Annotated in this window: 18 protein-coding genes; 7 read left to right on the top strand and 11 right to left on the bottom strand. The window is 61.9% G+C overall.

Annotated elements, in window-relative coordinates; translation table 11 throughout:
* Positions 1 to 29: 29 nt before the first annotated feature.
* The 7 genes from JJ869_RS17235 to JJ869_RS17265 form a co-directional block, all read right to left on the bottom strand.
* Positions 30 to 776 carry an ATP-binding protein gene (locus JJ869_RS17235; RefSeq protein ID WP_292268928.1) on the bottom strand — a complete coding sequence of 249 codons (747 nt, stop codon included), beginning with the start codon at positions 774 to 776 and terminating at the stop codon, positions 30 to 32.
* Positions 776 to 1273, bottom strand: coding sequence for a hypothetical protein (locus JJ869_RS17240; protein ID WP_292268930.1), 498 nt, complete (start codon positions 1271 to 1273; stop codon positions 776 to 778). Before JJ869_RS17240 ends, JJ869_RS17235 begins: the two co-directional genes overlap by 1 nt.
* Positions 1266 to 2042 carry a hypothetical protein gene (locus JJ869_RS17245; RefSeq protein WP_292268932.1) on the bottom strand — a complete coding sequence of 259 codons (777 nt, stop codon included), beginning with the start codon at positions 2040 to 2042 and terminating at the stop codon, positions 1266 to 1268. The genes JJ869_RS17240 and JJ869_RS17245 overlap by 8 nt, the downstream gene beginning before the upstream one ends.
* Entirely contained in the window at positions 2039 to 2524 is a 486-nt protein-coding gene (locus JJ869_RS17250; RefSeq protein WP_292268935.1) for a hypothetical protein, read from the bottom strand. The genes JJ869_RS17245 and JJ869_RS17250 overlap by 4 nt, the downstream gene beginning before the upstream one ends.
* Positions 2525 to 2534: 10 nt before the next feature.
* On the bottom strand, positions 2535 to 2744 hold the full coding sequence (locus JJ869_RS17255; protein WP_173507329.1) for a helix-turn-helix domain-containing protein: 210 nt from the start codon (positions 2742 to 2744) through the stop codon (positions 2535 to 2537).
* Positions 2745 to 2900: 156 nt separating this feature from the next.
* Positions 2901 to 3818, bottom strand: coding sequence for a hypothetical protein (locus JJ869_RS17260; protein ID WP_292268938.1), 918 nt, complete (start codon positions 3816 to 3818; stop codon positions 2901 to 2903).
* A gap of 13 nt (positions 3819 to 3831) precedes the next feature.
* Positions 3832 to 5055 (bottom strand): hypothetical protein, encoded by a 1224-nt coding sequence (locus JJ869_RS17265; protein WP_292268940.1) that lies wholly within the window; start codon positions 5053 to 5055, stop codon positions 3832 to 3834.
* Positions 5056 to 5214: 159 nt separating this feature from the next.
* Here JJ869_RS17265 and JJ869_RS17270 point away from each other — a divergent pair, with 159 nt between their 5' ends.
* The 5 genes from JJ869_RS17270 to JJ869_RS17290 all read left to right on the top strand — a co-directional run bounded on the left by JJ869_RS17270 (position 5215) and on the right by JJ869_RS17290 (position 9055).
* Complete coding sequence (locus JJ869_RS17270) at positions 5215 to 5535, top strand: helix-turn-helix transcriptional regulator (protein WP_292268943.1); 321 nt, start codon at positions 5215 to 5217, stop codon at positions 5533 to 5535.
* Positions 5532 to 6449 (top strand): ImmA/IrrE family metallo-endopeptidase, encoded by a 918-nt coding sequence (locus tag JJ869_RS17275; protein ID WP_292268945.1) that lies wholly within the window; start codon positions 5532 to 5534, stop codon positions 6447 to 6449. Before JJ869_RS17270 ends, JJ869_RS17275 begins: the two co-directional genes overlap by 4 nt.
* A gap of 397 nt (positions 6450 to 6846) precedes the next feature.
* The gene (locus JJ869_RS17280) at positions 6847 to 7347 is read left to right on the top strand and encodes a DUF2924 domain-containing protein (RefSeq protein ID WP_292268947.1); all 501 of its coding nucleotides are present in this window, start codon (positions 6847 to 6849) and stop codon (positions 7345 to 7347) included.
* Positions 7347 to 8672 carry a recombinase family protein gene (locus JJ869_RS17285; RefSeq protein ID WP_292268949.1) on the top strand — a complete coding sequence of 442 codons (1326 nt, stop codon included), beginning with the start codon at positions 7347 to 7349 and terminating at the stop codon, positions 8670 to 8672. Before JJ869_RS17280 ends, JJ869_RS17285 begins: the two co-directional genes overlap by 1 nt.
* The gene (locus tag JJ869_RS17290; protein ID WP_292268951.1) at positions 8669 to 9055 is read left to right on the top strand and encodes a hypothetical protein; all 387 of its coding nucleotides are present in this window, start codon (positions 8669 to 8671) and stop codon (positions 9053 to 9055) included. Before JJ869_RS17285 ends, JJ869_RS17290 begins: the two co-directional genes overlap by 4 nt.
* Before the next feature lie 64 nt (positions 9056 to 9119).
* On the opposite strand, the gene JJ869_RS17295 is transcribed toward JJ869_RS17290, so the two are convergent.
* The 3 genes from JJ869_RS17295 to JJ869_RS17305 all read right to left on the bottom strand — a co-directional run bounded on the left by JJ869_RS17295 (position 9120) and on the right by JJ869_RS17305 (position 10926).
* Entirely contained in the window at positions 9120 to 9770 is a 651-nt protein-coding gene (locus JJ869_RS17295) for a transmembrane anchor protein (protein ID WP_292268953.1), read from the bottom strand.
* A gap of 12 nt (positions 9771 to 9782) precedes the next feature.
* Positions 9783 to 10511, bottom strand: a complete 729-nt coding sequence (locus tag JJ869_RS17300; RefSeq protein WP_292268955.1) for a HupE/UreJ family protein — start codon at positions 10509 to 10511, stop codon at positions 9783 to 9785.
* A gap of 61 nt (positions 10512 to 10572) precedes the next feature.
* Positions 10573 to 10926: a hypothetical protein gene (locus JJ869_RS17305; protein ID WP_292268957.1), complete on the bottom strand. Its 354-nt coding sequence runs from the start codon at positions 10924 to 10926 to the stop codon at positions 10573 to 10575.
* Positions 10927 to 11007: 81 nt separating this feature from the next.
* On the opposite strand from JJ869_RS17305, the gene JJ869_RS17310 reads away from it, so the two are divergent.
* Both JJ869_RS17310 and JJ869_RS17315 read left to right on the top strand, forming a co-directional pair.
* Positions 11008 to 11268 (top strand): metal-sensing transcriptional repressor, encoded by a 261-nt coding sequence (locus JJ869_RS17310; RefSeq protein ID WP_292268958.1) that lies wholly within the window; start codon positions 11008 to 11010, stop codon positions 11266 to 11268.
* Between the two features lie 8 nt (positions 11269 to 11276).
* Positions 11277 to 12596, top strand: a complete 1320-nt coding sequence (locus tag JJ869_RS17315; protein WP_292268959.1) for an MFS transporter — start codon at positions 11277 to 11279, stop codon at positions 12594 to 12596.
* On the opposite strand, the gene JJ869_RS17320 is transcribed toward JJ869_RS17315, so the two are convergent.
* A partial coding sequence (locus tag JJ869_RS17320; protein ID WP_292268960.1) for an ATP-binding protein occupies positions 12591 to 13413 on the bottom strand: 823 nt, incomplete at its 5' end. The genes JJ869_RS17315 and JJ869_RS17320 overlap by 6 nt on opposite strands.

Below are 13413 nucleotides of genomic sequence, written 5' to 3' on the forward strand. Positions count from 1 at the left end.
CGTGCCATGGTCTTATCCTTTCAAGGCAATCATTCAGGTTGGGGCATGGCTGCGAGGAACTCCGACCACTCAAGCGGCAGGGTGTCCGGCAGGCCGTAACGGTTCTTGGCGAGAAAGGCGGGGCGCTCTTCGGTGTGCATGACGCGCGCACCGGACCCGAGCGCCCGGGTCACCTTCTTGTTGAAGCCGACATCGGATTTGGCGACCGAGATCTGGTAGTTGGCGAAAAGCACCACATCTGAGTGCTCCTGCAAGAGCGCCGAGGCGCGGGTCTGCAGCTTGATCACATAGCGGTCATAGGGCTCGTGCTCGGGACTGTCGAAACGCTTGATGTCAGTGTGGGCGATCTGGATGACCACCATGCCCTTCTGGTCCCGAAGCGCGTTCAGCTTGTCGAGATATTCGCGCCAGACATTCAACGCTTCAGCAAAGCCCTTGCCAAAGCCCGGCGCCTCAATGGACGCCCAGCCATTGCGTTTGCAGGTCTCGGCCCAAATGAGCGGCTCGAGCCAATCAATGCTGTCGATGACCACCGTGCCAAAATCGTGGTCCTCGTGCAGGAGCGCATCAAGGGCTTCAGCCACCTCCGCATAGCTCGTTGCCAGTGGAAAGTGCGGCACCTGCAGTTTGCCCAGGCCATCCTCGGTCATGATGAACACCGGCCGATCCGCAGCGGCGGCAAAGGTGGATTTGCCCACCCCGGCCACGCCGTGGATCAGAATGCGCGGTGGCGTCAGCGCAGAGGTCGTGCGCAGGGATGCGAGAGAAATCGCCATCAGAACTCTCCCATGTCAGGTTTGTCGGTGGAAATCGTCGCCGGGATGGGTGCCACTTCGCCGGTGACAGCCGCGTAGAGCGCATCCAGCCGGTCGGCTTCCGCGAGGCATTCAAGTCCCTTGCGCCGCATGAAACGCCGCGCATCGTCGAGGAGATCAGGTTCAGCGATCAGGTCCGGGACCACGACGTATTCCTCGGCGCTTTCGACGAAGTAGGACTTCGAGCGCAGATCACTGACGAGCGGCGCAAACGCATCGCACCGGTCGGCGAAATCCGTCTGGGTCAGCACGTCATGACGGTTGCGCAGGATCCGTTTCACCTCGGAAATGATCCCAATGCGCAGCATGCGCATCGCGCCTTCCGCCCTTGCCTGCGAACAGGTCAAAGGAAAGGCCTCGCCCATGATGTCATCGGCTATTTTCGGGGCATTGTTGCCAAGCTGGGAGGCCACCTCCCAGACGCGTTCGGCAAAGGCTGCTGACTGGCTGTCAAGCATCGAACCACTCCTTGATTTTGGTGAAAGCTTCCGATCCGGCCGCGATGGCGGCGACGTCGAGATGGTGAAACTGGCTGCCCTGAGCCTCGGTCATGCCCTCGCGGGCCAAGGCGAGCGTGTCATCCGAAGCCCATTCGGCGAAGGCGCGGAACGTGCCGGTGACATGCTGCCAGGCGGCCTGTTGGGGTGTCGGCGGGACATAGAGCGGGTTCCGGCGACTGGGTTTGCGCTCAGGGCGCATTCCCCGCATGGCGGCATCGACCACCATCTTGCGCAGTGCCGCCCGGTTCGGTTCCTCACCACGCTCGAGTTTCTCGTCGAGGGTGCGGCGCACGATGCCCGGGTCAACCTCTTCCGCGTCGCGGATCAGGCGCGCATCGTGAATGGCTTTGCGTGAAAGACCGATGTCTGCGGCGGAAGGAATAACCTCGTTCCCCTGCGAAACGAGGTCCGTCCGTACCCCGCTCTTGCCGACCTCACCTTGGGCTTGTGCCATGTCATATTCATCGGCGAGGCGGCGTTTGGCAGCGGCTTCGATTTCCAAAGCATCAGCCTGGGCACGATGGGCCGCCGCAATCAGATCATCATGTGCGGACTTGGCACGGCTGAGGCGCGCGGCACGCTTTGCGACATCGTAGGCAAGCCCTGCGGCCTCACGGGCTTCGAGAACTTCCGCCGAGGTCTTCGCATTCGAAAGCATGGTCGCGGCACGATCAATCAAGCCGGGAAGGCTCGGATCGCCCTGGGGGATGGGAAGAAGTGCCGTCACGACGCACCTCCGTTCAAAACGAAACGGAACTTCGGCTTGCCGGTGCGGACCGTGCGCGCGGGTTCAAAACCCTTGCGCCAGCTTTCGGGCAAAGCGCAGAATTTGCGCTCGGAGACCGACAGCTTGGTATCGATGAACTCTGCAGGGTCTTCCCCGGCCGAGGCGATGTTTTCAGCGATTTGGGCGAGTTTGGCCTGATCCCAATCGATACGTTTGGGCAGTTCGGCGATCACGGTGACGCCGTCATCCTCGAACCGGATGGTGCCCGTGTCCTTGCCTGCGCCATGGCGCGTTGTCTGAGCGCGGTCCGCGTATTTCAGGGAAATAGCGCCTTCGAGCCAGTCCGCGAGGGACTTGGCTTGTGCCAGTTGCTGCTCAGCTGCGTCTTTCAGCATCGCCAACTGATCGGCAGGCAGCGTGGCAATCTCGCCCACAGGCATGTGGGGAATGTCGGCTAGGGTGATGTGGTTTGAAATTGTCATGTCATCCCCCTCACGCCGACATCGGGCGATGGGGTTCATGATCCGCGCCGCGGATCTGTTCGGCCTCGAAGGCCTCGACATCCTCGAGCCGGTAGATCACCCGGCCGCCGAGTTTGATGAATTTCGGGCCTTCGCCCGTCCACCGCCAACGTTCCAGCGTGCGGTGCGAGATATTCCAGCGAGCCGCCAGCTCGATCTGGGAAAGGTGCCTGATCGCCATGTGAACCTCCTTGGGATTTGCGCGAACACTTGCGGGATCACCATGGCGGAGGGCGTGGTAGGGCTTCGGAAGGGGAACGGTAGGGGAAGTGGTAGGAGGCGAAGAAAAGCAAAACGGCCGCTCAATCGAGCGGCCGTTCCCATTCTTTTCAATGCCTTATCTGGGCGGCGCTTCGATCCAGCAGTTGCCCTCATCATATTTAATGAAGGTTTGCCATTCTGTTCGACCGCTAAACGCCTTTGAAAGGCTGTTGGTCTTTTCCGAGAAACCGGCCTCAATCAACGTGGGTATGGTTCTACAAACCGGGCGCCCAGACCAATAGGCATTGAACAATAATGCCAGAAAGTCACGATGAAGCAGGCCTCGAAACTTGATCTCTTGTTCATAAACATAAACGACACCGTAATCGTCCGAGTGGTCGATTGGAAACCGACGCTGCGCTTGTCCAGGGAACACCCGCATAGCAACGGCTGACGGCGAGATTGCCAATTTGCCTGGAGCACTTGCGACATCAGTCGCGCTGATGACGATGTTTCGTTTGTTCGCAATTTTTGGGATGCGCCCTCCAGACGTCGATGTCAGGATGACACGCACCGCGTCTGGCGATCGATTGTCAGCGAGCGCACAGAACTTGTCCCAGATCACAGGATCTGAAAGCCGTCGGGCAAACCAGACAGGCACCGGCGATTTGGCCCCAGCGAGCCGAATGGTGCCGATGTCCCATGCAATGCCATCGATCAGAGGCACAGGGCGCGCGGGGGCAACGCGTTCGAAGCCGACCAGCATCTTGGCGAACACCCTCTGATAATCGACTGCCAGGGCAGCGATCTCAGCGGCATCGACAGCGACCCACCGGCCCACGCTATTGATGTAGCCGTACTGCCTGCGCTCGGCGCACCATTCCGCCGGGATGGGCTCATCTTCGAAGTTGTCCATCGCCGTGACGACCGGGATATGCCCGGACGCCACCAGAAGTTCGGCCTCAACCAACTGATCCGTTGCCCGAGGTGACACTTGCCGCAAGGTCGTTGCCTGCACCTTGGCCGCGCGGGTTTCCATCACCTGAAGCAGCATATCGACGGCCCGCTTACTCAATGAGATCACCGAGATCAGCGGTGTCGGTCAGGATGCCCCAGCGGCGCAGATACTTCTCACCGATCAACCGCTCATGCGGGGTCATGTCCTTGAGGTTGCAGCCATGTGGCATGGTCACGGTCAGCGTCAGGGATTTGCCACGCCCACCACCGGGGCCGGGTTGGAACTTGATCGTGAACCGGGCGCGGGTAACAATCCATTCCGGCATCTCCGACGCGATCGACAGGACATGCCCGGTGCCGCCGATGTCGAGCCCGATGCGCTCTTCGGCCATTTCCCAAACAGTGCGGTCGGCACCTGACATGGATTCGAGAATGATCCGTTCGTTGGGCTGACCGACCTCCATCAAGCGCAGTTCTTTCACGGTAACGCCAATGATTCCGTCTTCGACGTCCGTCGGGAAGTCGAAAGGCTTCAGCAACATGCTGAGATCGTATTCCCGAAGCGGGATCGGCTTTTCCTTGAAATCGATGCCAAGCAGGTCCCGCGCCATATAAGCCGTCAGATCCCTCCGGTCTTCCAGCGTATTGGCCACAACCTCGATGACGCCGGTATCCGCCTCATAGGTCAGAGACGCTTCGAAGACCGGCTTCACGATCCGGCGCGACAGCGTGCTGTTCGCGTCGAACCCCAGCATGTCTTCGGGGCGGCCTTCCCGGTAAACGGCAACCTGAACCAGGTCGCATTCCTGATCTTCGAGGATGACGCGGTGCCGGTCGAAAATATCGACATGCACATGCGGGGTGTCGAAGCGGTCGCGGATCGCTTTGGTAAAGGCGGCAACAGAAATCGGATCGCGGCGAACTGCGCAGTCCTTCTCGACCTCGAAGCCGTTCCACGACCGCGTCCGACGGCGCTCGTCGTTGTAGCGCACCTCTTCCGCAAGGCGGAAACGGTCGTTCTCGTTCAGAAAGACCCAGAGCGAGCGATTGTTGGCCCCCTCGAGCGTGTCGAAGACGGAGCGGTTCTGGACGACGTTTTGCAGGGCATTTTGCCCGGGCTCATCCGCCAGCGCCGCAACGCGGCCAGCATCAAGGACAACGCGCTGCTTTTCATCATCGGTCATGCCGTCCACCGCTTTGATGAGCGGTTCGACGATCTCGGCCTCGGGCTTTGTCCAGTCGACGGGAGCGAGCGACGTGAACCCGCCAGCCGTGAAGTAATCCTTCAGGCGGACAACAGGGGTTTTGCGGAGGAAGGCGGAAATAGCAGTCATGGGCAGACCTTTCGTGACCGGGAGCAGGGAGAATCGGCGCATCGCGATACGCAGACGTTCGATATATACCGAACAAATCGCCGAGTCTACTTGCGCGGCACGTTTTTGTTCGGCATATCGAACACGCGTCCTGAACCCAAGGAAAACAAGGATGATACGATGACCACCTCCCTAGGCGCGAAGATCAAGCGCCACCGCCAGGAGAAGAGATATTCCCTCGACAAGCTCGCCGAGCTGACCGACTCGAGCAAGAGCTATATTTGGGAACTCGAGAACCGCGACACCCGAAAACCGTCTGGGGAAAAGCTGACCCGCATCGCCCAGGCTCTTGAGGTCACGACCGATTACCTGCTCGATGAAAGTGAAGAGCCCAGCGATCAGGTTCTCAAGGAGGCGTTCTTCCGCAAATTCAGCAAGCTCAAGCCGGAAGATCAGGAGAAGATCACCGACATGATCGACCTGTGGAGCAAAAAGAGTTGAGCCTGCGATTGTCGCCGAAAGGCTGGGCAATCCGCCTAACCCAAATCCTCTCGGCCGTTCAGGGCACGCACGGGCTGCCGCGTTTTCCCATCGATGTCGCGGCACTGGCGCAGGATATTTCGCGCCACCTCTTTCCGGATGCCCCCATCACGATGGTCAGCGGCCTTGATCTGTCAGATGGCATCGAGGGCATGCTGATGCCGCACCCGAACGGCTCGGGTGAATGGGGTATCATTTACAACGATAACATCCGGTCCGAGGGACGGCGCAATTTTACGCTGGCCCACGAACTCGGGCATTACCTGCTGCATCGGCATTTGCACCCCGCTGGCCTCGAGTGCACCAATCGCAACATGGCGGACTGGGACGAGCGCCGGAACAAGATCGAAGGCGAGGCCAATACATTCGCCTCCTACCTCTTGATGCCGCTTGATGATTTCCGCGCGCAAATCGACGGCCGCGTGATCGACATCGACCTGATGACTGAATTGGCCGACCGCTATGCTGTTTCGTTGACGGCCGCGATCCTGAAATGGATGACCATCACCCATAAGCGGGCGATGATCGTCGTCGGCAAGGACGGCTTTATCGACTGGGCATGGTCCAGCGAACCGCTGCTGAAATCCGGCGTCTTCTACCGCGCGCGGCAGATTGTGACTGAGTTGCCAGCGGCATCTCTGGCCGCGCAGCAAGTGGACTGGGATACTGGCCGTCACGGCCATCACCACCCGGCCGGTGTCTGGCTCGGCAGCGAACCCGTGCGCGAAATGACCGTGTTCTCACCTGGGAACGAGATGTCGATTTCGCTGCTCCTATATCCCGACCGCGGACCGTCGCGGTGGGAGATGGCCGAGCTCGAGGAAGAGCCCGAACTCGACACGTTCGACAAATTCATGGGCGGCGATGCACGCTGATTCGCGCCCTGAACAGTCTGCATCAGCCATGGGGACGACGGGGAGCGTGCGCAGATTTTCGCGGCGTTACGCATAGCCCGGCGCTGTCCTCAAAATATTGAAAAGCTTGTGTTTTCCTGATTTCGCGATACCTTTTGACCATCATCCCAATCGCGAAAAGTCGCCATGTCACACGCACCAGAACCCCCGATTTCGGGGCCCAATCCCCTATGCCCTGATCGCATGTCGTCAGACGCACGCCTCGTCGAGATCGGCCGCATCCTGGCCGCGGGCGTCATCCGGCTGAACGCTGCACAGTCCAGCGGTTTATCTGCCGAAAGCGGAGACAGTTTCGTGGACTTCTCGCCCCGAAAGAGCGGTGGTCGTCGTGCAAAACGTATCCGCATCGGAGGAATTCATGAAGCATCACAATAAGATAACCCCTGCACAGCCGGGTCATGATCCAAGCCTGGACCAAACAGTGCTGTCGCGCCTGGCCACCCTGAAGGCAATGTCGGTCAAGGAACTGAAAGCCGAATGGGAAAAGCTCATCGGGACCTCGGCACCGAACAACAGCCGCGCGTTTCTCGAACTACGGATTGCCTATCGTCTGCAGGAACTGACCTACGGCGGCCCTGACCGCGAGACCCGCCGCATGCTGGATCTTCTGGCCGATGAAGTCGAAGGCCACGCCCGGCGCAAGCACCAGATTGCCGATCCCCGCAATCCCGTAGCGGGCACGAAGCTACTGCGCGAATGGGATGGCATAGAGCACACCGTCATCGTGCTGAAAGACGGCTTCGATTGGCGGGGACGCAAATTCAAATCCCTCTCCGCCGTCGCCCGCGAAATCACCGGCACCCGCTGGAACGGGTATCGCTTCTTTGGCCTGCGGGAACGCCAGCGGGAGGACGTGTGATGGACTTCAACACCCGCCCCAACCGCCGCCTGCGCTGCGCCATCTACACCCGCAAGTCGAGCGAGGAAGGGCTCGACATGGAATTCAACAGCCTCGACGCGCAGCGGGAAGCCTGCGAGGCGTATATCGCCAGCCAAAAATCCGAGGGCTGGGTCGCCACGCGCGAACGCTATGACGATGGCGGATTCTCAGGGGGCAATCTGGACCGCCCCGGCCTGAAGCAGCTGCTGACAGACATCGACGATGGGCTGATCGACGTGGTGGTCGTTTACAAGATCGACCGCCTGTCGCGCTCGCTGATGGATTTCTCCAAACTGGTTGAGGTCTTCGACCGCAACGGAGTGACCTTCGTCTCGGTGACACAGTCCTTCAACACGACCACATCGATGGGGCGGCTGACACTGAATATCCTGTTGTCCTTCGCCCAGTTCGAGCGCGAGGTCATCGGCGAACGTATTCGTGACAAGGTGGCCGCATCCCGCAAGCGCGGCATCTGGATGGGCGGCTATGTGCCCTTTGGCTACGATGTACAGGATCGCAAGCTGGTGGTGAACGAGGCCGAGGCCGCCTCCGTGCGCGGGATTTTCCAGCGGTTTATCGAGCTGGGGTCCGCCACTGTGCTGGCGCGGGAACTGCGTGGTGAGGGCTTCCGCAACAAGCAGGGCACGCTGATCGACAAAGGCTATCTCTATCGGCTGCTGAACAACCGCGTGTATCGGGGCGAAGCTCTGCACAAGGGCAAGGCCTATCCGGGCGAGCATGACGCAATCATCGACGCTGACCTTTGGGATCGGGTCCATACCATCCTGCAGGAAAGCCCCCGCAAGCGGGCCAACAACAGCCGCACGCAGACGCCCGCGCTGCTGAAAGGACTGATCTTCGGCGAAAATGGCGCCGCCATGACGCCGACCAGCACGAAAAAGGGGGCCAAGCTCTACCGCTACTATGTGTCCATGGACGTGATACGGAACCGCGAAACCGGCGAGGAGACCGCGCCGATGCGGCTTGCGGCCGGAATGGTCGAGGACGCAGTCGTGACCGAGGTTCGCCGCATCCTGCAAACGCCAGAGGTGGTCACGCACGTGCTGGCCGTCCTGAAACGCGACGGCGGTGCGGCTTCGGAGGCGGATGCCATCGCAGCTCTGCACGAGTTCACGGCCCTCTGGTCGCAACTCTTCCCGGTCGAGCAGGCTCGGATCATCCAGTTGCTGGTGCGGCGCGTCACGGTCACCGCTGTCGGGCTCGAGGTCGACATTCGCCGCGAGGGCATCGCCGGCGTCATCCGCGAAATGGTGGTGCCCCGGGGGCTGGAGGCTGCAGAATGAGCAAGCCTGACGATACGATCCGCGTTCTCATTCCCCTGACAGTTCGCAAGAAGAATGGGCGACCGAAGATTCTGCCGCCAGCTGACTACCGCCCCAGCGAGGACCAGACCCAAGACCCGCATATCCTGCGCGCCATCGGCCGAGCATGGGGCTGGCGGCGGCGCATGGAGGCCGGTGAATTCGCCACCATCCAGGAACTAGCCGAGGCGGTCGGGCTGGCGGAACGGCATGTCAGCCGCCAGCTGCGCCTCGCCTATCTGGCACCCGAGGTGCTGAAAAGGCTGACCTGCGGGCGCGAGGCCTCGGCAGTCAGCCTGTACGATCTGTGTTTTCTAGCAGGGGAGGCTTGGCAGGAGCAGGTGGTGCGGGCCGTCGGAGCATGAGCAGCCGACCGCTGTGATCTACCTAGAAGCGAATGCGCCTGCGGTTTCCCGCAGGCGCACTGTCTTATTCGCTGCGAACGATCTCGGTGTATGCACCGCGCAGCTGCAGCGTGACGGTCACGTCGGAATCGTCACGGTTGCGCCAGAACCAGCCGTGTTCGCCGGGAAACGGCGCCTCGATGCTGCCTGCGCCGTCGGTCGCGCCTCGGCCGCGGTCGTAGTCCACCGACTGGCCATCGCCATGAGCGTGCAGGTCGAAGTTGATCCGTCCGCCTTCCGCGACCCACGAGTATTCGACGATATCGCCTGCGGCCATCACCATCTTGACCTCGGTGAAAGCGTCCGGTGCTAGCGTGAAGGTCACCGTGTCGGTCCACGCTTCCTGCGCATATGCAGCGCCGACGAAGAGGCCAAAGATGTCGTTCATCAGGCTTGAGGACTGATCCCCGTCGCCGTGGACCGCCTCATCCTCCGCCGCCTCGCGAGCGAGCTGCTGTTTGATCTCGCCCATCTCGGTGAGGCCGATGACATTGCCCACGCCGGTCGGGTCGATCCCGTATTCGGCCGGCAGGTAGACGCCGACACCAATGAAGGCCGCGCCGATCACAGCGGCGATGGTCGAGCGCCGCAGTTGCTTCGGTGTGGGCAGGAGCGCCGGATCGGGCTTCTCCGCGGTTAATTGCATCGTGTCACGCATTCTATCGATAAGTTGCATATCTAATTCTCCTTATGCGGCCGTGAGGAAGCCGTTGATTTGGTAGATTGTGAGCCAGAGCCCGAGGCCCACCATGATGATGTTGGCGACGACTGCCTGGCTCATGAAGCGTTCGGACCGGCGCCAGTAGCCCATCACGACGAGGATCGCGAAGAGCGCGAGGACCTGGCCGACCTCGACACCCACGTTGAACGCCAGAAGGTTCCACAAAAGGCCATCCTCGGAGATGTCGTATTCGATGATCTTCGAGGCGAGGCCGGTGCCGTGGAAGAGGCCGAAGATAAGCGTCGCGGCCTTTGTGTTGGGCTGGAACCCGAACCATTTCCGGTATGCGCCAAGGTTGTCGAGCGCCTTGTAGACGACGCTGAGGCCGATGATGGCGTCGATGATGTAGGAATTGATGCCCCATCCCCACCAGACGCCTGCGAGCATGGTCACCGAGTGGCCCACGGCGAAGATGCTGACATAGATGGCCACGTCCTTCATCCGGTAGAGGAAGAAGACGACGCCCAGAAGGAAAAGGATGTGGTCGTATCCCGTCACCATGTGCTTGGCGCCGAGATAGATGAAGGAGATGATGTGCACCCCCCAGATTTCCTGGATGTAGCCCGCGTCACCGGGGGTGACGTCATGGGCGAGCACCTGCGCCACGCTGGAGGCGTAGAGCGCAAGGGCTGTTAGAAGGATGGCCGTGACGCGTCGCGACGCGAGCGCGTGCAGGCCCGTTGAGTTGGAACTCATGAATAGGTCTCCGTTCGTGCGATTGAATGATCGGTGAAGCCGCGCGCGGGCACGGCGCCAATCAGGCACGCGGAGGTCGTTCGATCCGGAACGTGTGGTGCCCGCCGCCCGGCGAGGCCTTCAGCCGCCATGCGTCCCTGTAGGCGGAGATCGGATGGTTTCGGTCCCCGAGCGCCAGCAGCGCCTGGCTGTGATCGTGGTCGGCTACATCATGGCTGTGTCCGTGCATGGCCCAGTAGAGGTCCTCCTCGAAGCCGTGCGAATGCCCGTGATCGGCTATTATCTCAAGGTGATCCTGGATCGTCTCGAATACGGCCGGCGCATGGGTCGCGCTCGGCATGACGGACCAGACGACCAACGACAGGCAGAGGAGCGCCGCAAATACCCGTCTTCCGATTGTCGCCAGAGGTCTCATCGATCTTGCCTGTCTGCCCATATGCGCAGCCTCTTTTGAGGCTATCTTGTTTTATCCCCCGGGGGAGGATAGCGTACTTATATGACAAAGCCCCATGCCCACGCAAGCCATCCCGCCCTGATCGCCCGTTTGAAACGCGCCGACGGTCATCTGCGGGCCGTGATCGGCATGATCGAGGACGGCAAGCCCTGCCTCGAGATCGCCCAGCAGCTGCAGGCAGTCGAGAAGGCTGTCGCAAACGCCAAGCGGGTCCTGATCCACGATCACATGGACCATTGCCTCGACGAAGACCATTCCCCCGCGGATCGCGATGAGTTGAAGGTCATCGCCCGTTACCTTTGAGACCACCGATGCTGGAAATCCTCGCCGACCGCACCTACCGACACCTTTTCCTCGCGCAGGTCGTAGCCCTGTTGGGTACTGGCATGGCGACGGTGGCCCTTGGCCTTTTGGCCTATGACCTCGCAGGCGACGGGGCGGCGATGGTGCTGGGCACGGTCTTCACTATCAAGATGGTGGCCTATGTCGGCATCGCGCCCATAGCGGGCGCCTTCGCGGACCGCGTCAACCGCCGCGGGCTGCTGGTCGGGCTCGATGTGGTGCGCGCGGGCGCGGCGCTCTGCCTGCCCTTCGTGACCGAGGTCTGGCAGGTCTATGTCCTGATCTTCCTGCTGCAATCGGCTTCGGCGGCTTTCACGCCGACCTTCCAGGCGACGATCCCGGACGTGCTGCCCGAGGAGGCGCGCTACACCCGCGCGCTGTCGCTCTCGCGGCTGGCCTACGATCTGGAGAACATCGTCAGCCCGACGCTAGCGGCGCTTTTGCTCGCCCTGATGAGCTACAACTCCCTGTTCCTCGGCACGGTGGCGGGCTTCGCGGCCTCGGCGCTGCTGGTCGTCTCGGTCCTACTGCCGAGCCCGAAGGCGTCCGAGCCGCGCGGTATCTACGACCGCACGACACGCGGCATCCGCATATACCTTGCCACGCCGCGTCTAAGGGGACTGCTGGCGCTGAACCTGGCCGCGGCTGCGGCGGGTGCCATGGTGCTGGTCAACTCGGTGGTGCTGGTTCGCGGCGCGCTCGGCCTGTCCGAGAGCGCGCTCGCCTGGACGATGTTCGCCTTCGGTGCAGGCTCGATGCTGGCGGCGCTCGCGCTGCCGCGTCTGCTCGACCGCGTGCCAGACAGGCCGGTGATGGTCGCGGGCGCCGCGCTGATGGTCCTGTCTCTCTTGGTCTTGGCGGCAGAAGTCGCCGCCCTCGGTCTAGACTGGCCTTTCCTGCTCGGTGCCTGGCTGCTGGTCGGGCTCGGTTACTCCGCCGTGCTCACCCCCTCGGGACGCCTCCTGCGCCGCTCGGCCCATTCGGAGGACCGTCCCGCGCTCTTCGCTGCCCAGTTCGCGCTGAGCCACGCCTGCTGGCTCGTGACCTATCCGCTTTCAGGCTGGCTTATGACGCAGTTCGGGCCGGTCGTGGCGCTCGGCTGCCTTGCCCTATTGGCGGCGGCCGGTGCGCTGGTTGCACTGCGGCTATGGCCCAAGGAGGATCCCGAAATCCTCGAGCACACCCACGAAAACCTGCCGCTCGACCACCCCCATCTCAAGGGCGAGCGCCGACATGCGCATCCATTCGTCGTGGACGACCAGCACCCCCGCTGGGCGTCGCAGCTATGATGCGGCGCTTTCGGTCCTAGGCAGGTGAATCGTGGCACGCAGGCCACCGCTGGTCCTGTTGGTGAGAGTCACATCTCCGCCATGGGCGCGCAGAATCGACCTTGCGATGGGAAGGCCGAGCCCGATCCCGCCAGTTTCACGGGACCGCGACGTCTCCAGTCGGGTGAACGGGTCGAAGACCTTCTCGAGATCGTCTTCGGGAATGCCTGGCCCCTCGTCTTCAATAAGGATTTCAGCCGCGCGCGCCGTCTCGCGGACCGTCGCTCGCGCGCCGGCCCCATATCGCTGCGCATTCTCCATGAGGTTCCGAAGTGCGCGGCGCATCGCAGTGCGGCGGATCTCTGCGCGAACCGGCGCCGGCGCTTCTACCGAAATCTCCGGGCCGGTTTCCGAGAGTTCTTCCGCAAGACCATGTACAAGCCCTGCGAGATCGGTCTCCTCCATCGGCTGGTCGGTGGACACGCCCCTTGCATAGGCCAGGGTCGAGTCCACCATCTCCTGCATTTCGTCGAGTGTGGCGGCCATCCGCTCGCGTGTCTCGTCGTCATCGACCATCTCGGCGCGCACACGCAGAGCCGTAATCGGTGACCGCAGATCGTGCCCCAGGGCCGCGAGCATCCGGGTGCGATCCGTCACCATCGCGGTGAGGCGTCCGTGCATCCGCTCCAGCGCGTCCGAGAGGGCCTGAACTTCGCGGGGACCACGTCGCGGCATCTCGGGTGCCGGGGCGTCGAGACCGAACCCGTCCGCCGCAGAGGCCAATTGCCGGAGCGGTCGCGTGATCCGTCCAAGCCCATACCAGAGCGCGGCGATGACC

The sequence above is a fragment of the Marivita sp. genome (assembly GCF_017643905.1).
GTDB lineage: Bacteria > Pseudomonadota > Alphaproteobacteria > Rhodobacterales > Rhodobacteraceae > Marivita.